The 18,168-nt window shown below is 60.7% G+C and carries 15 protein-coding genes; 6 read left to right on the forward strand and 9 right to left on the reverse strand.

Annotated features, from left to right (window positions below; all coding sequences use genetic code 11):
• Positions 1 to 49 precede the first annotated feature (49 nt).
• The 8 genes from KGA97_RS01395 to bioB all read right to left on the reverse strand — a co-directional run bounded on the left by KGA97_RS01395 (position 50) and on the right by bioB (position 8,689).
• Positions 50 to 1,336, reverse strand: a complete 1,287-nt coding sequence (locus KGA97_RS01395; RefSeq protein WP_008035909.1) for a GGDEF domain-containing protein — start codon at positions 1,334 to 1,336, stop codon at positions 50 to 52.
• A gap of 274 nt (positions 1,337 to 1,610) precedes the next feature.
• Positions 1,611 to 3,416: a phenylacyl-CoA dehydrogenase gene (locus tag KGA97_RS01400; protein WP_008024212.1), complete on the reverse strand. Its 1,806-nt coding sequence runs from the start codon at positions 3,414 to 3,416 to the stop codon at positions 1,611 to 1,613.
• 278 nt (positions 3,417 to 3,694) lie between these two features.
• Complete coding sequence (locus KGA97_RS01405) at positions 3,695 to 3,991, reverse strand: hypothetical protein (protein ID WP_008024213.1); 297 nt, start codon at positions 3,989 to 3,991, stop codon at positions 3,695 to 3,697.
• A gap of 120 nt (positions 3,992 to 4,111) precedes the next feature.
• Positions 4,112 to 4,792 (reverse strand): dethiobiotin synthase, encoded by a 681-nt coding sequence (bioD, locus tag KGA97_RS01410; RefSeq protein ID WP_192227617.1) that lies wholly within the window; start codon positions 4,790 to 4,792, stop codon positions 4,112 to 4,114.
• Positions 4,789 to 5,601 (reverse strand): malonyl-ACP O-methyltransferase BioC, encoded by an 813-nt coding sequence (gene bioC / locus KGA97_RS01415; protein ID WP_223413648.1) that lies wholly within the window; start codon positions 5,599 to 5,601, stop codon positions 4,789 to 4,791. Before bioC ends, bioD begins: the two co-directional genes overlap by 4 nt.
• The gene (locus KGA97_RS01420) at positions 5,594 to 6,325 is read right to left on the reverse strand and encodes an alpha/beta fold hydrolase (protein WP_008035901.1); all 732 of its coding nucleotides are present in this window, start codon (positions 6,323 to 6,325) and stop codon (positions 5,594 to 5,596) included. The genes bioC and KGA97_RS01420 overlap by 8 nt, the downstream gene beginning before the upstream one ends.
• Entirely contained in the window at positions 6,318 to 7,496 is a 1,179-nt protein-coding gene (bioF, locus tag KGA97_RS01425) for an 8-amino-7-oxononanoate synthase (protein ID WP_192416798.1), read from the reverse strand. Before bioF ends, KGA97_RS01420 begins: the two co-directional genes overlap by 8 nt.
• A 137-nt stretch (positions 7,497 to 7,633) precedes the next feature.
• Positions 7,634 to 8,689, reverse strand: a complete 1,056-nt coding sequence (gene bioB, locus KGA97_RS01430; RefSeq protein WP_008024223.1) for a biotin synthase BioB — start codon at positions 8,687 to 8,689, stop codon at positions 7,634 to 7,636.
• Positions 8,690 to 8,781: 92 nt separating this feature from the next.
• On the opposite strand from bioB, the gene KGA97_RS01435 reads away from it, so the two are divergent.
• From KGA97_RS01435 to rarD, 5 genes are all read left to right on the forward strand, one after another.
• Positions 8,782 to 9,522, forward strand: coding sequence for a ComF family protein (locus tag KGA97_RS01435; protein ID WP_223480090.1), 741 nt, complete (start codon positions 8,782 to 8,784; stop codon positions 9,520 to 9,522).
• A gap of 183 nt (positions 9,523 to 9,705) precedes the next feature.
• Positions 9,706 to 10,470, forward strand: a complete 765-nt coding sequence (locus KGA97_RS01440; RefSeq protein WP_223480091.1) for a TOBE domain-containing protein — start codon at positions 9,706 to 9,708, stop codon at positions 10,468 to 10,470.
• A 58-nt stretch (positions 10,471 to 10,528) separates the two neighbouring features.
• Positions 10,529 to 12,430, forward strand: coding sequence for a PhoX family protein (locus KGA97_RS01445; RefSeq protein ID WP_192227613.1), 1,902 nt, complete (start codon positions 10,529 to 10,531; stop codon positions 12,428 to 12,430).
• A 182-nt stretch (positions 12,431 to 12,612) separates the two neighbouring features.
• Positions 12,613 to 13,587, forward strand: coding sequence for a serine/threonine protein kinase (locus KGA97_RS01450; protein WP_008034976.1), 975 nt, complete (start codon positions 12,613 to 12,615; stop codon positions 13,585 to 13,587).
• Positions 13,588 to 13,739: 152 nt separating this feature from the next.
• Positions 13,740 to 14,627: an EamA family transporter RarD gene (gene rarD / locus KGA97_RS01455; protein ID WP_223480092.1), complete on the forward strand. Its 888-nt coding sequence runs from the start codon at positions 13,740 to 13,742 to the stop codon at positions 14,625 to 14,627.
• 215 nt (positions 14,628 to 14,842) lie between these two features.
• Here rarD and KGA97_RS01460 read toward each other — a convergent pair whose 3' ends face one another.
• The gene (locus KGA97_RS01460; protein WP_008045141.1) at positions 14,843 to 15,361 is read right to left on the reverse strand and encodes a glycine cleavage system protein R; all 519 of its coding nucleotides are present in this window, start codon (positions 15,359 to 15,361) and stop codon (positions 14,843 to 14,845) included.
• A gap of 539 nt (positions 15,362 to 15,900) precedes the next feature.
• Here KGA97_RS01460 and KGA97_RS01465 point away from each other — a divergent pair.
• Complete coding sequence (locus KGA97_RS01465) at positions 15,901 to 18,078, forward strand: malate synthase G (protein ID WP_008045142.1); 2,178 nt, start codon at positions 15,901 to 15,903, stop codon at positions 18,076 to 18,078.
• Positions 18,079 to 18,168: the final 90 nt, after the last annotated feature.

Consider the following 18,168-nt stretch of genomic DNA (forward strand, 5'->3'; position numbering starts at 1 on the left):
CGACCACGCCTCACAATCACAGTCCAGACGCTGAATGCGCCATCATCACTCAACCCGCAGCCGCCTCGCGCACCGCACCACGACGGTTCTGACCGTAAGCCACCACGCAGTTTCGCCCGGCGCCTTTGGCGGCGTAGAGCGCCTCATCGGCAGACTTGAGCACTTTTTCCGGGTTGCGTTGTTCCACGCGTTCGGCGACGCCGATGCTGACGGTGACCGACACACTCGAAGCCCCTGATCCGGCACGACGCTGACGACCTTGCTGGTCATCCTGAGGACGGTTGTCCTGGTTACGCAGTTGAATGTTGTAGGTGGCGATGGATTCGCGGATGACTTCCAGGTGCGGCATGCACTCTTCAAGCGTCTTGCCCGCGAACACCAGCGCAAATTCCTCACCACCGTAGCGATACGCCCTGCCGCCGCCGCCGATTTTCGACAGTTTGCTGGCTACCAGCCGCAGCACCTGATCGCCGACGTCGTGGCCGTGGGTGTCGTTGAATTTCTTGAAGTGGTCGACGTCGCTCATCGCCAGCACGTAATTGCGCCCCAGGCGCTGCATGCGTTCGTTCAACGCGCGGCGGCCAGGCAAACCGGTGAGCTCATCGCGGAAGGCCATTTGATAGGCTTCATGGGCAACCGCCGCAGCAATCATCAACATCACCTGGCTGCACATGATGTTCAGGGTGAACGGCAGGATGAACGTCTTCGGCAACGCCCAGAACAACCCGAGCAAACCCACCAGTTGGGCGGCGTGCAAAGGCCTGGGGTTGCGCCAGTATTGCCAGCTCAGCAGCAGGAACGAGGCGATAAACACGGGGTAGGACAGCTGAATCAGGCTCATCCACGCGCCATGCAGGGCTGGCCAGCGGATTTCCGACAGCCACATCAACAGCGCCTGTGGGTAACTTTGCTCCAGGCCCAACGCCACGCTGCCGACGGCCAGCAACACTGCGAAACGCGCAATCATGTCCTGGAACAGATGGGTGCGTTCCTGCCACGCGGCGAATATGCCAAACATCAGCGGCAGCAACAGACAGCACAGGTGAAAGACCACGGCGGCGTCTTCACGCACTCTGCCGTTGTCGCGGTAATAGTCGGTCTGGGTGTCGAGCAGGTAGTAGGCGATGTACACCGTGACCATCAGAAACAGTTCACGCTGACGTCGGTAAACCGCGCAATAAGCGCCGCCGAGCAACAGCACCAACGTAGGCAGCACGTTGAACAGCGAAGTGAAGAAGACGTTCAGGTCCTTGACGTACGCAGCCGCCAGCCCCGCAAGCAAAAGCAGAAGTGACGGTAGGAAATGACTGAAACGTACAGCGGAAGAACGCGGCAAGGGTAAAGCTCCGACCCGTCATGTCTATAGATGGCATTGTGCCCACCACTTTAACGGCAGTGCCCCTGATTTTCTGAGTGATTTGCTAAGGTTTTTTTGACGCCGCATTACTGACTACTATCCAGCCAACCAGCAATGCACGATTCCCCCATCAAAGGTCGTCATAAAAGACGGGAGAACTGCCCCGACCATGGTTTTTTTCACCAAAGTCGAGGTGAAAAAAAACCGCCACTCCCGAAGGAGCAGCGGTTTTTTCAGAAGGCTGCGTTAAGGCTTAGTAGCCCAGTGCGAAGTCTTCTTCTTTCATGTCCATCAGGTTGTTGGCGCCCGACAGCATGGTTGCAACGTGAGTGCGGGTACGCGGCAGGATGCGCTGGAAGTAGAAGCGCGCAGTCTGCAGCTTGGCGGTGTAGAACGCCGTTTCGGTGGTGCCGGCTGCCAGTTTCTCGGCCGCCAGGCGTGCCATGTCAGCCCAGAAGTAGGCCAGGCAGGCGTAACCGGAGTACATCAGGTAGTCCACGGAGGCCGCGCCGACTTCTTCGCGATCTTTCATGGCTGCCATACCGACCTTCATGGTCAGCTCGCCCCATTCTTTGTTGATTGCAGCCAGCGGTGCGACGAATTCCTGAACGGCTTCGTTGCCTTCGTTGGTCTGGCAGAACTTGTGGACGATCTTGGTGAAGCCTTTCAGGGCCTCGCCTTGAGTCATCAACACTTTGCGGCCCAGCAGGTCGAGTGCCTGGATGCCGGTGGTGCCTTCGTACAGCATCGAAATGCGGCTGTCGCGAACGTTCTGCTCCATGCCCCACTCGGCGATGAAGCCGTGGCCGCCGTAGATTTGCACGCCGTGGTTGGCGGATTCGAAACCGACTTCGGTCATGAAGGCTTTGGCGATTGGCGTCATGAACGCCAGCAGTGCGTCGGCTTTCTTCTTCTCTTCTTCGTCCACGCCGTACTTGACGATGTCGACTTGCTTGGCGGTGAAGTAAACCATTGCGCGGTTGCCTTCGGCGAACGCTTTCATGGTCAACAGCATGCGACGAACGTCAGGGTGCACGATGATCGGGTCGGCGGCTTTTTCCGGCGCTTTCGGGCCAGTCAGGGAGCGCATTTGCAGACGATCGCGAGCGTATTTCAGGCCGCCCTGGAAACCGATTTCGGCGTGGGCCAGGCCTTGCAGCGCGGTGCCCAGACGTGCGGTGTTCATAAAGGTGAACATGCAGTTCAGGCCTTTGTTCGCCGGGCCGATCAGGAAACCGGTGGCCGCGTCGAAGTTCATCACGCAGGTGGCGTTGCCGTGGATGCCCATCTTGTGTTCCAGGGAACCACAGGACACGGCGTTACGCGCACCGATCGAACCGTCTTCGTTCGGCATGAATTTCGGAACGATGAACAGCGAGATGCCTTTGGTGCCAGCCGGTGCATCCGGCAGGCGAGCCAGCACGATGTGGACGATGTTGTCGGCCATGTCGTGTTCACCGGCCGAGATGAAGATCTTGGTGCCGGAGACTTTGTAGGAACCGTCGGCCTGAGGTTCGGCCTTGGTGCGCAGCATGCCCAGGTCGGTGCCGCAGTGCGGTTCGGTCAGGCACATGGTGCCGGTCCATTCGCCGGAGACCAGTTTGGTCAGGTAGGCGTGTTGCTGCTCAGGCGTGCCGTGCTCGGAAATGGTGTTCATCGCGCCGTGTGACAGGCCCGGGTACATGCCCCACGACCAGTTGGCTTCGCCAACCATTTCGCTGACTGCCAGACCCAGAGACTCCGGCAGGCCCTGGCCGCCGTGCTCTACGTCGTGGGCCAGGCTTGGCCAGCCGCCTTCAACGAATTGCTTGTAGGCTTCTTTGAAACCGGTCGGGGTTTTAACGCCGGACTCGCTCCAGGTGCAGCCTTCGGTGTCACCCACGCGGTTCAGCGGAGCCAGTACCTGCTCACAAAACTTGGCGCCTTCTTCGAGAATGGCGTCAACCATGTCCGGAGTTGCGTCCGAGCAAGCCGGAAGGCTCTGATAGTGCGCTTCGTAGCCGAGCAGTTCGTCACGAACGAAGCGAATATCACGCAAGGGGGCCTTGTAGTCAGGCATAGCGATAAACCTCTGCTGATGTAACCGGGAATGAACGACCGCGTTGATTTGTTGTGACGGTCAAACAGTTGTTTGAAACATACGTTTACGCCCAAATCTTGTCAAGCGCCGATCTTTTGCCGTTCGTCTTCACTCCCCGCGCAAAGCTGCACACGCGACAACGCAACGCCGTTGACTGAGCAACACGTCCTGCAGAAAAGTTTAGTTGGGAGAGAAGGACTTACACACAAAAACGCCGCGAAGGGTCGCGGCGTTGGCAGAGCGGTTTCAGCAGATGATCAAGCGAATGTGTCGATCAGCGTACCGAGCATTTCATCGGAAGCTTTGGCAACTTTGACACCGGCCTCGACCTGAAACTTGCCCTGAGCCATCTCGACCATGTTGCTGGCGAGGTCCGACTGCTGGCTGCGATCAACCGAGCGCAGGCGATTGACCTGAGCATCGGAGGACTGGCTGGTCACCGAACGCTCGACCGAATTGTTGGCGATCTGGCCGGAGGCTTGATCGACGCGGTTCTGCCCCGTCTGAATAGTGCTCAGACCAGCATAAAAAGCGGTACTTCCTGAGATTTCCATGGGAGAACTCGTCCTACAAAGGATCAACAGCGGCCATTGAACCAGACCCGCCTGCAAAAGGCCCGACAAAAACACTAATGGCACAGTGCCTTGTCATAGGTAAAACCAGTGCTTGAAACCTCAGTCCAGCAAATCCAGCTGAAGGTGTTCCGCCACCGCCTCTGCCGTCACCACCTTGAGTTTCGGCACGCGCCCCAGGCACGGCGCCGGGATCCGCTCGGCCAACGTGGCCAGGTTTTCTTCAAGGCGCGCGGTCTTGGCATCGATGATGTTGGCCACCCAACCCGCCAATTGCAAACCGTCACGGGCAATCGCCTCGGCCGTCAGCAGCGCATGGTTGATGCAGCCCAGCCGTACGCCGACCACCAGAATCACCGGCAAACCCAGCGCCATGGCCAGATCCGACAGGTTGTCCTGATCCGCCAGCGGCACGCGCCAACCACCAGCGCCTTCGATCAGGGTGAAATCTGCCTGCATCTCCAGAATCTGCTGCATTGGCGTCAGCAACGATTGCACCGTCAACGCGACGCCGGCCTCGCGCGCCGCCAGATGCGGAGCGATGGCCGGTTCGAAGGCCACCGGATTGACCTGTGCATAAGTCAGCGGCACTGAACATTCCGCTAGCAGCGCCAACGCATCGGCGTTGCGTAAGCCCTTGGGCGTCACGTCGCAACCGGAGGCCACCGGTTTTCCCGCCGCCGTACTCAGGCCGGCCAACCGCGCAGCATGCAGCAAACCCGCAGCCACGGTGGTCTTGCCGACATCGGTGTCAGTCCCGGTGATGAAATACGCTGCGCTCATAAGGGTTTCTCCAAAACGGCGTACACCACTTGATAAGTCGCCGGCAGGCCTTGGGCCTGACGAAACTGCTCATACGCCTCGACCAGGCCGAGGATCCGCGCCCTGCCGGTCAAACCACCCGGCCGACCGGGGTTCAGATTGTGCGCGCCCAGCGCCTTGAGTTCATGGGTCAGGCTGCGCACATCCGGGTAATGCAGCACGTGAGGACGGGTTTGCAAACTCGCGACCTTCAAACCGCTGGCCGCACACAGGTGTTGATAAACCCCGAACTCGCGGAAGCGGTTGACGTGCACCATGCCATCCACCTGACGCCAACTGTCTCGCAGCTCAAACAGTGTGCCCACGCACAGACTAGCAAACGCAAACATTCCACCGGGTTTCAGCACGCGATGGGCTTCACTGAGCACCGACGCGAAGTCTGCGCACCACTGCACCGCCAGGCTGGAGAAAATCAAATCACAAGTCGAATCCTGCAATGGCAACCGCTCTGCATCCCCGGCGATGAAGTGCGTTGCCCCGCCCAATGGGCGCGCGTGATTGAGCATGCCTTCGGCGATGTCCAGCGCCACGCCGTGACCGCCAGGAAAACGCTCACCCAGCACACGACTGAAATGCCCGGTGCCACAGCCCAGATCCAGCCAGCGACCAGGTACGAAATCTTCCGGCAAACGGCTCAACAACTGGCTGCCGACGTCACGCTGCAATTCGGCCACGCTGTCGTAGCTGGCCGCCGCGCGGGAAAAGGACGCCGCCACCTGGCGTTTGTCCGGCAGGCCGCCGGGCAGGCTGGGAAGGGATAAATCAGTCATCACCGGACTCATGCAAAAAGGCCTGGATCGCCCCCGCCACACCGTGAGGGTCTTCCAGAAGAAACGCGTGGCTGGCCTGTTCAATCAGACCGATTTCGACATCCGGCAGCAACGCCAGCAAGTCCCCCGCCGCTTCGGCCGGAACCAGTCCGTCAAGGCCGGCGAACAGGTGCAACTGCGGACCGCGAAAGGCCTGCAACGCCTGGCGGGTATCCAGTTGTGCCAGCAACTCCAGGCCGCTCATCAACACCGCAGCAGAGGCGTTTGGCGCACCACCGAGCAGCAGCCTCGACAGCCCGCGCGGGTCTTCGGCGCCTTGCGCGCACAGCAGCGAAAAGCGTTTCAAGGTCATGCGCGGATCGGCATTGCAGCCTGCCAGAAACGCATCAAACGTCTCGCCGGGCATCGCGCTCGGCCACTGTTCATGGGCAACAAAAGAAGGATTGCTCGCCAGGGTCAGCAAGCCGCAGCAACGATCACCGCGTCGCGCCGCCAACTCGGAGGCAAGCATGCCGCCGAGCGACCAGCCGCCAAGCCAGGCATCCTGAGGTACGGCCGAGTCGAGTTCGTCGAGCCATTCTTCAAGGTCGCTGGATTCCAAATCCGGCAACGGCTCGATCTCAACGCGCAGGTGTTCGTCCAGCCCCTGCAACGCAGCCGCCAAGGGTTCCAGCGGAGAAATCCCGAGGCCCCAGCCGGGCAGCAGAATCAGGCGATTACGCATGGCTTGGCTCCGGTCCCAGTTGTTGAAAACAATCGGCCAGTCCATTTAACAATAGCTGCACCTGCGCCTCGCTGTGCGCGGCGGTCAGGGTTACCCGCAGCCGGGCACTGCCGGCGGGCACGGTCGGCGGACGGATCGCCGTGACCATCAAGCCGCGTTCGCGCAGCATCTGCGATAGTCGCACCGCGCGCCCGGCGTCGCCGATCATGATCGGTTGAATGGGCGTGAAGCTGTCCATCAACTCCAGGCCGATCTGCTCGGCGCCGTGGCGGAACTGACGGATCAGCGTTTTCAGATGTTCACGCCGCCAGTGTTCGCTGCGCAGCAACTCCAGGCTTTTCAGCGTCGCGCAGGCCAGGGCCGGCGGTTGGCTGGTGGTGTAAATGTAGGGACGGGCGAACTGGATCAGACTCTCGATCAGCTCTTCGCTGCCGGCGACGAACGCGCCCGCCGTCCCGAACGCCTTGCCGAGGGTGCCGACCAGCACGGGCACGTCTTCCTGGCTCAGGCCGAAATGCTCGACGATCCCGCCGCCATTGGCACCCAGCGGACCAAAACCGTGCGCGTCATCGACCATCAGCCACGCACCTTTGGCCTTGGCTTCTCGGGCCAGCGCTGGCAGGTCGGCGATATCGCCATCCATGCTGAACACACCGTCGGTGACCACCAGCGTATTGCCGGTGGCTTTCTCTAGACGATTGGCCAGGCTCGCTGCATCGTTGTGCAGATAACGATTGAAACGCGCGCCGGACAACAAACCGGCATCGAGCAACGAGGCGTGATTGAGGCGGTCTTCGAGCACCGTATCGCCCTGCCCGACCAACGCGGTGACCGCACCGAGGTTGGCCATGTAGCCGGTGGTGAACAGCAACGCGCGCGGGCGGCCGGTCAAGTCAGCCAGCGCTTCTTCCAGCTCGTGATGTGGCGTGCTGTGGCCGATGACCAAATGCGAAGCGCCGCCGCCGACGCCCCATCGAGAAGCCCCGGCGCGCCAGGCCTCGATCACTTGCGGATGATTGGCCAGGCCCAGGTAATCGTTGTTACAGAACGCCAGCAACGGCTGGCCATCGACCACCACTTCCGGGCCCTGGGGGCTTTCGAGCAAAGGGCGTTGGCGATAGAGATTTTCGGCACGACGGGCAGCAAGGCGTGCGGCGAGATCGAAAGACATGCAGGCCTCGCAAGTAAGGAAAACATACATAACCTGTAGGAGCGAGGCTTGCACGCGAAGGGAACGCCGAGGCCTGACTGAGCGACCACAGTGACTCTTTCGCGGGCAAGCCTCGCTCCTACAGGGTTTCGCGTTGGTTAGACGGCGGCGTTGTAGAACTGCTCGCTGCTCTTCTGCTCCACCAGCGCCTGCTCGATGGCGGCCTGATGCACCTCGTCGGCGTGCTCTTCGCGCGCTTCCGGCAGGATGCCGAGGCGCGAGAACAGTTGCATGTCCTTGTCGGCCTGCGGGTTGGCGGTGGTCAGCAATTTGTCGCCGTAGAAAATCGAGTTCGCGCCGGCAAAGAACGCCAGGGCCTGCATCTGCTCGTTCATCGCTTCACGGCCGGCGGACAGGCGCACGTGGGACTTCGGCATCAGGATGCGCGCCACGGCGAGCATGCGGATGAAGTCGAACGGGTCGATGTCTTCGGCATTTTCCAGCGGCGTACCGGCGACTTTCACCAGCATGTTGATCGGCACCGATTCCGGATGCTCCGGCAGGTTGGCCAACTGGATCAGCAGGTTGGCGCGGTCATCGAGGGACTCGCCCATGCCGAGGATGCCGCCGGAGCAGATCTTCATCCCCGAATCACGCACGTAGGCCAGGGTTTGCAGGCGCTCGCTGTAGGTTCGGGTGGTGATGATGCTGGTGTAGAAATCCGGAGAAGTGTCGAGGTTGTGGTTGTAGTAATCGAGGCCGGCCTTGGCCAGCGCTTCGGTCTGCTCCTGGTCCAGACGACCGAGGGTCATGCAGGTTTCCAGGCCCATGGCCTTCACGCCTTCGACCATCTTCAGCACGTAGGGCATGTCTTTGGCCGACGGGTGTTTCCACGCCGCGCCCATGCAGAAACGCGTCGAACCGATGGCTTTGGCGCGAGCGGCCTCTTCGAGGACCTTCTGCACTTCCATCAGTTTTTCTTTTTCCAGGCCGGTGTTGTAGTGACCGGACTGCGGACAATATTTGCAATCTTCCGGGCAGGCGCCGGTCTTGATCGAGAGCAGCGTGGAAACCTGGACGCGGTTGGCGTCGAAATGCGCGCGGTGCACGGTCTGCGCCTGAAACAGCAGGTCATTGAATGGCTGAACGAAGAGTGCTTTGACTTCGGCCAAAGACCAGTCATGACGCAGGGTTGCAGAGGTGCTGGCGCTCATGGGCGTTTCCTTTGTTTTATGCTGGGCAAGCGGTCGGGGGACGGAATACCCACAGACGCGACACGGATGTTCGGCATATTTAAGGAAGAGCGATGCGCTGTCAACCACGATACGAAGGACCGGTTTACATCTGGTTAAAAAACAACCAAACCTGTTTGCTCTGCGACGAGACGGCCGAAGAAGCCACGCCGATCTGCATGGCCTGCGAAACCGAGCTGCCCTGGCTCGGCGATCACTGCCAGACCTGCGCCCTGCCATTACCTGCGGCGGGCCTGACGTGCGGCCCGTGCTTGCAGCAACCGCCGCCCTTCGAGCAAGTCATTGCCCCGTGGACCTATGGTTTTCCGGTCGACAGCCTGATCACCCGATTCAAGCACAGCGCGAAGTGGCCGTTTGGTCGCCTGCTCGCCGAACTTCTTGCTCAATCCCTGCAACATCACTTCGATGAAGCGCTGGAACGGCCAGATGCGTTGGTCCCCGTTCCGCTCGCCGCTAAACGTCTGCGCCAACGGGGTTTCAACCAGGCCGCGATGCTGGCCCGCTGGTTGAGCGCCAGCCTGGATATCCCCTGTGACGAACAGCTACTCAAACGGATTCAGGACACCAGCGCGCAACAGGAGCTGAAGGCCGATGCGCGCAGGAAGAACCTGCGTAACGCTTTCGCACTGATGCCCGGAGCGCTGATCAAGGGCCGTCACCTGGCGCTGGTTGACGACGTACTGACCACCGGCGCCACGGCCCAGGCATTGGCTCGTCTGTTAATGGACGCCGGTGCCGCGCGAGTCGACGTCTACTGCCTGGCCCGTACCCCAAAACCCGGCAACGAGATTTGATTCAAGGACACAAAATCTGTGGGAGCGAGCCTGCTCGCGATGAGGGCATTACAGTCAACATTGATGTGACTGATACACCGCCATCGCGAGCAGGCTCGCTCCCACAGGAATCGTGGCTGACTTGACTCCCGCGCCCCAAGCCGCCAACGTCCTCACCATCATCACCCGCCAAAGCGTCTCGCCATGTCCTTGCCTACGTTGTTGTCCCAGCACATTGTCCGTCGCCCGCAGCGCATCGCCTTGCTGCAACACATCGCCGAACAGGGCTCGATCACTCGCGCCGCGAAAAGCGCGGGCCTGAGCTACAAAGCTGCATGGGATGCCATCGACGAGCTGAACAACCTCGCGCAGAAACCGCTGGTGGAGCGCAGCGTCGGCGGCAAGGGTGGCGGTGGCGCCAAGCTGTCCAGCGAAGGCGAACGCGTATTGCGCCTCTATCAAAAGCTGCAAACGTTGCAGGCGCAGGTGTTGGAAGCGGCCGAAGACGCCAGCGACCTCAACCTGCTCGGCCGTCTGATGCTCAGAACCAGCGCGCGCAATCAATTGCACGGCAAGGTCGTGGAAATCGAAGCTCAGGGACGCAACGACCTGATCCGCCTGGAACTGGCTGAAGGCTTGATCCTCGTGGCGCAGATCACTCACGACAGCACCCTGCGCCTGGAGCTGCAAATCGGCACCGAAGTCGTCGCCCTGATCAAGGCCGGTTGGCTCGACCTGCTGGGTATCGATGACGAGGCAACGCCCGGACACAATTGCCTGACCGGCACCCTTGAGGAAATCCTCGACGCCGAAGACGGCCCGAGTGAAGTGCGCATCGGCCTGCCCAATGGCCAGACGCTGTGCGCGCTGGCCGAACCGCTGCACTTGCGAACCCACGGTCTGGCCACCGGCAAAGCGCTGCGGGTGCAATTTTCCCCCTCCAATGTGCTGCTTGGTACACCGCTCTGAAACACAAGCGTCATTAACGCGCTTTAAGGTGACTGCAAAAACCAGCAGGGAGCCTGATGTGAGCCTATTAGAAGACAACCAATCCACCGACCTCGAGCAAATGGTCGGCCTCAGCCGTCGTGGTTTCATCAGCGCGGGCGCCCTGTGCGGTGCCGCGATGTTCCTCGGCGGCAACCTGCTGAGCCGCAGCGTGCTCGCGGCCAGTGTCAGCGCAGGCACCAGCAAACTGTTGGGTTTCGACAGCATTCCCGCCGCCACCAGCGACGCAATCACCCTGCCACCGGGCTACAAGTCTTCGGTGCTGATCAGCTGGGGCCAGCCGCTGCAAAAGAACGGTCCGGCATTTGATCCAAGCGGCAACGGCAGCGCCGAGCAACAGGAAGTCCAGTTCGGCGACAACAACGACGGCATGAGCCTGTTCGAATTTCCGGGTGAGAAAGACCGGGCGCTGATGGCGATCAACAACGAATACACCAACTACCGCTACCTCTACCCGCACGGCGGCATGCCGCAATCGGCCGAAGAAGTGCGCAAGGCGCTGGCCTGCGAAGGCGTGTCGGTGATCGAGGTGCAGCGCAAGAACGGCCAATGGCAATTCGTTCAGGGCTCGCGCTACAACCGCCGCATTCACGGCAACGCACCGATCAGCCTCAGCGGCCCGGCTGCCGGCCACGCGCTGGTGAAAACCAGCGCCGACCCGCACGGCAAGAACGTGCTCGGCACCTTCCAGAACTGCGCCAACGGCAAGACGCCGTGGGGCACCTACCTGACCTGTGAAGAGAACTTCACCGACTGCTTCGGCAGCAGCAATGCCGAGCAGAAATTCGACGCCGCGCAAAAACGCTACGGTGCGGTGGCGACCAGTAAAGAGATCAACTGGCATCAACACGACGAGCGCTTCGACCTGGCGAAGAACCCCAACGAACTCAACCGTCATGGCTGGGTGGTGGAAATCGACCCGTTCGATCCGACATCGACACCGGTCAAGCGCACCGCGCTGGGCCGCTTCAAACATGAAAACGCGGCCCTGGCCGAAACCCATGACGGCCACGCCGTGGTGTACATGGGCGACGACGAACGCGGCGAGTTCATCTACAAGTTCGTCAGCCGCGACAAGATCAACCACAAGAACCCGAAAGCCAACCGCGACCTGCTGGACCACGGCACCTTGTACGTAGCGCGTTTCGACGCGGGCGACGGCAATGCCGATCACCCGAAAGGCCAGGGCGAGTGGATCGAGCTGACCCACGGCAAAAACGGCATCGACGCCAGCAGCGGTTTTGCCGATCAGGCCGAAGTGCTGATTCATGCACGCCTCGCCGCCACGGTGGTGAAAGCCACGCGCATGGACCGTCCGGAATGGATCGTCGTCAGCCCCAAGGACGGCCAGGTCTATTGCACGCTGACCAACAACGCCAAGCGCGGTGAAGACGGTCAACCGGTGGGCGGGCCGAACCCGCGCGAGAAGAACGTCTACGGGCAGATTCTGCGCTGGCGCACCGACCGTGATGATCACGGTTCGAAAAGCTTTGCCTGGGATCTGTTTGTGGTCGCCGGCAACCCGGGTGTCCACGCCGGCACACCGAAGGGCGGTTCGTCGAACATCACGCCGCAGAACATGTTCAACAGCCCGGACGGTCTGGGTTTCGACAAGGCGGGGCGCTTGTGGATCCTGACCGATGGCGATTCGAGCAACGCCGGTGATTTTGCCGGCATGGGCAACAACCAGATGCTCTGTGCCGACCCGGTGACCGGTGAGATCCGTCGCTTCATGGTCGGGCCGGTGGGTTGCGAGGTGACGGGGATCAGCTTCTCTCCGGACCAGAAGACGCTGTTTGTCGGGATTCAGCATCCGGGGGAAAACGGTGGCTCGACGTTCCCTGAGCACCTGCCGAACGGCAAACCACGGTCTTCGGTGATGGCGATTTCCCGCGAGGACGGCGGGATCGTCGGCGCCTGATACGGCCCCATCGCGAGCAGGCTCGCTCCCACACTGGATCTGCGACACACCACAAATCCCCTGTGGGAGCTAGCCTGCTAGCGATGGCAACACCACTCATCTCAAGCCTTAACACTAAAGAAGCCCCGTCTGCGCTACCATGCTTGGCCGGACGCGGCAGCCTGCTGCGCGCAGGAGTCAGCATGGCCCACCCGTTTGCAACCCTCACCCCAGACCTCGTGCTCGATGCCGTCGAAAGCATCGGCTTTCTCAGCGACGCGCGCGTTCTGGCGCTCAACAGCTACGAGAACCGTGTCTATCAGGTCGGCATCGAAGACTCCGAGCCGCTGATCGCCAAGTTCTACCGCCCGCAGCGCTGGACCAACGAAGCGATTCTCGAAGAACACCAGTTCACCTTCGAACTCGCCGAGTGCGACGTGCCGGTGGTGGCGCCAATGATTCACAACGGTGCCAGCCTGCACGAACACAACGGTTTCCGTTTCACCCTGTTCCCCCGCCGTGGTGGCCGCGCACCGGAGCCGGGCAATCTCGATCAGCTGTATAGGCTGGGCCAACTGCTCGGTCGCCTGCACGCCGTCGGCTCGACCAAACCGTTCGAACACCGTGAAGCCCTGGGCGTGAAGAACTTCGGTCATGCCTCGCTGACAACCTTGCTCGAAGGCAACTTCATCCCCAAAAGCCTGCTGCCGGCCTACGAATCTGTCGCCCGTGATCTGCTCAAGCGTGTGGAAGAGGTCTACAACGCCACGCCGCACCAGAACATCCGCATGCACGGCGATTGCCACCCCGGCAACATGATGTGCCGCGACGAGATGTTTCACATCGTCGACCTGGACGACTGCCGCATGGGCCCGGCGGTGCAGGACATCTGGATGATGCTCGCCGGCGACCGTCAGGAATGTCTGGGGCAGTTGTCGGAACTGATGGATGGCTACAACGAGTTTCACGATTTCGACCCGCGGGAACTGGCGCTGATCGAGCCGCTGCGCGCACTGCGCCTGATGCATTACAGCGCATGGCTGGCACGCCGCTGGGATGACCCGGCGTTCCCGCACAGTTTTCCGTGGTTCGGGACGGAGCGGTATTGGGGTGATCAGGTGTTGGCGTTGCGCGAGCAACTCGCCGCCCTCAACGAAGAACCCCTGAAACTGTTCTAACCCTTTGTAGGAGCCGGCTTGCCGGCGATGAACGATGACGCGGTCTCCCTGACATACCGCGTAATCTTCATCGCCAGCAAGCTGGCTCCTACAAAAGATGTGACATGTCTATACAATCCTCTCTTTGTTAGCTGCCTAAGCAAGGATTCTGCATGCAAGCCGCCAACCCCCGTCGCGGGTACATCCTGGGCCTGAGTGCCTACATCATCTGGGGACTTTTCCCGCTCTACTTCAAGGCCATTGCCAACGTGCCCGCCGTGGAGATCATCATCCATCGCGTGCTCTGGTCGGCACTGTTCGGTGCATTGCTGCTGATGGTGTGGAAGCATCCGGGCTGGTGGCGCGAGTTGTGTGACAACCCGAAACGGCTGGCGATCCTGGCCTTGAGCGGCACGCTGATCGCGGCCAACTGGCTGACGTACGTCTGGTCGGTGAACAACGGGCGCATGCTTGAAGCCAGTCTCGGTTACTACATCAACCCGCTGGTGAACGTGTTGCTGGGGATGTTGATCCTTGGCGAACGGTTGCGGCGTATGCAGTGGATTGCCGTGGGACTGGCGGCAGTCGGCGTCGCGCAACAGGTGTGGCAAGTCGGCAGTCTGCCGTGGGTGTCGCTGGTGCTGGCGTTGACGTTCGGCTTCTACGGATTGATCCGCAAGCAGGCGCCGGTCAAGGCGCTACCGGGCCTGGTGGTGGAAACCTGGATGCTGGTGCCGATTGCCATCGCCTGGCTGCTGTTCAATCAAACGGCTGTCAGCGCCCAACCCGAATTCTGGACCACGTCCGAAGCCTGGTGGCTGGTCGCTGCCGGTCCGGTAACGCTGGTGCCGCTGGTGTGTTTCAACGCCGCCGCACGGCATTTGCCCTACACGACACTCGGATTTCTCCAGTACCTGGCGCCGACATTGGTGCTGTTGCAAGCCGTGCTGCTGTTTGGCGAGCATCTGTCGTCCAGCACACTGGTCGCCTTCATCTTTATCTGGGCAGGCCTGGCGGTTTACAGCATCGATGCGTGGATAAGTCTGCGCCGCCGCAGCTGATCAAAAATCGCACAAACCTCTGCAGGCCACGCCTCTCGTGGCCTGCATCGATCCTTCCCAAGGTTATCCACAGCGTGATCCCCGGCGTTTGTGCGCAACTTGTTGAAACTGATGGTTTTTTGATCAGATCTTGAAGAAGCCCGGCCGGCGTGGGCTGGCGGGCTGTCTCTACAGGTTATCCACAGGCAGGTGCACGTATAACTTGGATAACCCTGTCAGGGGTCGCTGCGCAATACCAACTCCACCATCAAATCGTCCGCCAGGGTTTCCAGGCGCGACTGCAACACGTCCAGCGACAAGGTCAGCGGCACCGCAAGAATCGCTTCGGCGTGGAACAACGGCTCGCTGCTCATAGGCGCCGGACGCACTTCCGTCACCAGCCGCTCCAGGTTGACCCCTTGCTCACTCAACAAACGCGTGATGTCGCGCACGATCCCCGGACGATCATTGCCGACCAGTTCCATGGCAATCGGTTTCCAGGTGCAGGATTGTTCGATGCCGCTTTCGGCGATCAGCACGCGAATGCCATGGACGGACAACGCCTGTAAGGCATCGACCAATTCGTCGTAGGCCTCGGCTGGTACACCCACCCGAAGAATCCCGGCAAACTGCCCGGCCATGCGTGACATGCGGCTTTCCAGCCAGTTGCCGCCGTGCTCGGCAATGCACTGGGCGATGCGCTCGACCTGCCCAGGTTTGTCCGGTGCGAAAACAGTGAGTACGAGGTGGTCCATGGCGCAGCCCTCTTTTGTTGTAGAAAGAGAAGTATAGGCAAGGGATGTTGCTGCGCTGAATCGGCCGACGCCTTCGCGGGCAAGCCTCGCTCCTACAAGACCTGCGCCATCCCTGTAGGAGCGAGGCTTGCCCGCGAACGGGACGACACCATTCCCCCGGTCAAAATACAAATCGTGTACAACTTCTTATATTTAACTGGAACAATCTCATACTTTTTTGAGAACATCCCTATCCCCGACGTGACTGCAATGCGTCACGGGGTCGCAGAACGACGTAATTAGTCTAATTTTCACAACCGCAATTCATCATGTAGTATGCCGCAGCGCGCACTACATAACGTTGGATCGATGTCTGCCACAGGCGCGGTCGCAGCCCTGAAAGCCCTATCAGCAAGGCCTCAACGCCGTTGATCGGTTCCATCCCAGCCGCCCGAAATGGCATGTACTGGTGGAAGGGGTTTGTGGTTTAAATAGCCAGAGGCTTCATTGTTAATTTGAAGAGCTGAAAAGCGAAATAGCTGAGCAGAGTGAGGCAAGCAATGACTGAACACGTTCAAGTCGGTGGCCTGCAGGTCGCCAAAGTCCTGTTCGACTTCGTGAACAACGAAGCCATTCCCGGAACCGGCCTCACCGCCGATAAATTCTGGGCCGGTGCCGACAAGGTCATTCACGACCTGGCGCCGAAGAACAAAGCCCTACTCGCCAAACGCGATGATTTCCAGGCTCGTATCGACGGCTGGCACCAATCCCGTGCCGGTCAGGCGCACGACGCCGTGGCTTATAAGGCCTTCTTGCAAGACATCGGTTATCTGCTGCCAGAAGCGGCCGATTTCCAGGCAACGACGCAAAACGTCGATGACGAAATCGCCCGCATGGCCGGCCCGCAGCTCGTGGTGCCGGTGATGAATGCGCGTTTCGCGCTCAATGCTTCGAACGCCCGCTGGGGTTCGCTGTATGACGCGCTCTACGGCACCGACGCCATCAGCGAAGCTGACGGCGCGGAAAAAGGCAAAGGCTACAACAAGGTTCGCGGCGACAAGGTGATCGCCTTCGCCCGCGCCTTCCTCGACGAAGCGGCGCCATTGGCTGCCGGCTCGCACGTCGACTCCATCGGCTACAAGATCGTCGGCGGCAAACTGGTGGTCGCCCTCAAAGGCGGCAGCAACAGCGGCCTGCGCAACGACGCTCAGCTGATCGGTTTCCACGGCGATGCCGCTGCACCGACCGCGATCCTGCTGAAAAACAACGGCCTGCATTTCGAAATCCAGGTCGATGCCAGCACCCCCGTCGGCCAGACCGACGCTGCCGGCGTCAAAGACATCCTGATGGAAGCTGCACTCACCACCATCATGGACTGCGAAGACTCCGTCGCCGCCGTCGATGCCGATGACAAAGTGGTGATCTACCGCAACTGGCTCGGCCTGATGAAGGGCGACCTGTCGGAAGAAGTCTCCAAGGGCGGCAAGACCTTTACCCGTACCATGAACGCCGACCGCACCTACACCGGCGTCGATGGCAAGGAACTGAGCCTGCACGGTCGTTCGCTGTTGTTCGTGCGCAACGTCGGTCACCTGATGACCATCGACGCGATCCTCGATAAAGACGGCAACGAAGTGCCGGAAGGCATTCTCGACGGTCTGGTGACCTGCCTGGCGGCGATCCACAGCCTCAACGGCAACAGCTCGCGCAAGAACAGCCGCACCGGTTCGGTCTACATCGTGAAGCCGAAGATGCACGGTCCGGAAGAAGCTGCGTTCACCAACGAGCTGTTCGGTCGCATCGAAGACGTGCTCGGCCTGCCGCGCAATACCCTGAAAGTCGGGATCATGGACGAGGAGCGCCGCACCACGGTCAACCTCAAGGCCTGCATCAAGGCCGCCAGCGAGCGCGTGGTGTTCATCAACACCGGTTTCCTCGACCGTACGGGCGATGAAATCCACACCTCCATGGAAGCCGGCCCGATGGTGCGCAAGGCCGACATGAAGGCCGAGAAGTGGATCGGTGCCTACGAGAACTGGAACGTCGATATCGGTTTGAGCACCGGCCTGCAAGGTCGCGCGCAAATCGGTAAAGGCATGTGGGCGATGCCCGACCTGATGGCGGCGATGCTTGAACAGAAAATCGCTCACCCATTGGCCGGCGCCAACACTGCTTGGGTGCCATCGCCAACGGCTGCCGCGCTGCACGCGCTGCACTACCACAAGGTCGACGTGTTTGCCCGTCAGGCCGAACTGGCCAAACGTGCACGCGCCTCGGTGGATGACATCCTGACCATCCCGCTGGCGGTAAACCCGCAGTGGACCGCGGAACAGATCAAGAACGAACTGGACAACAACGCCCAGGGCATTCTCGGTTACGTGGTGCGCTGGATCGACCAGGGTGTTGGTTGCTCGAAAGTGCCGGACATCAATGACATCGGCCTGATGGAAGACCGTGCCACGCTGCGTATCTCCAGCCAGCACATCGCCAACTGGTTGCGTCATGGCATCGTCACCGAAGCGCAAGTGATGGAAAGCCTCAAGCGCATGGCGCCGGTGGTTGACCGTCAGAACGCCAACGACGCGCTGTACCGTCCGCTGGCACCGAACTTCGACAGCAACATCGCCTTCCAGGCGGCGGTCGAACTGGTGGTTGAAGGCACCAAACAGCCAAACGGCTACACCGAGCCGGTTCTGCACCGTCGTCGTCGCGAGTTCAAGGCTGCCAATGGCCTGTAACTGAGCGTTTGCGCTGGACAAAAAAAGGCCCTGATCTTCGGATCAGGGCCTTTTTTGTTTGCTTGAGATCAGTGGTGTTGCCTTCGCGGG

This window comes from Pseudomonas sp. BF-B-15 (assembly GCF_019946675.1).
In the GTDB taxonomy this organism is placed as follows: Bacteria; Pseudomonadota; Gammaproteobacteria; order Pseudomonadales; family Pseudomonadaceae; genus Aquipseudomonas; species Aquipseudomonas migulae.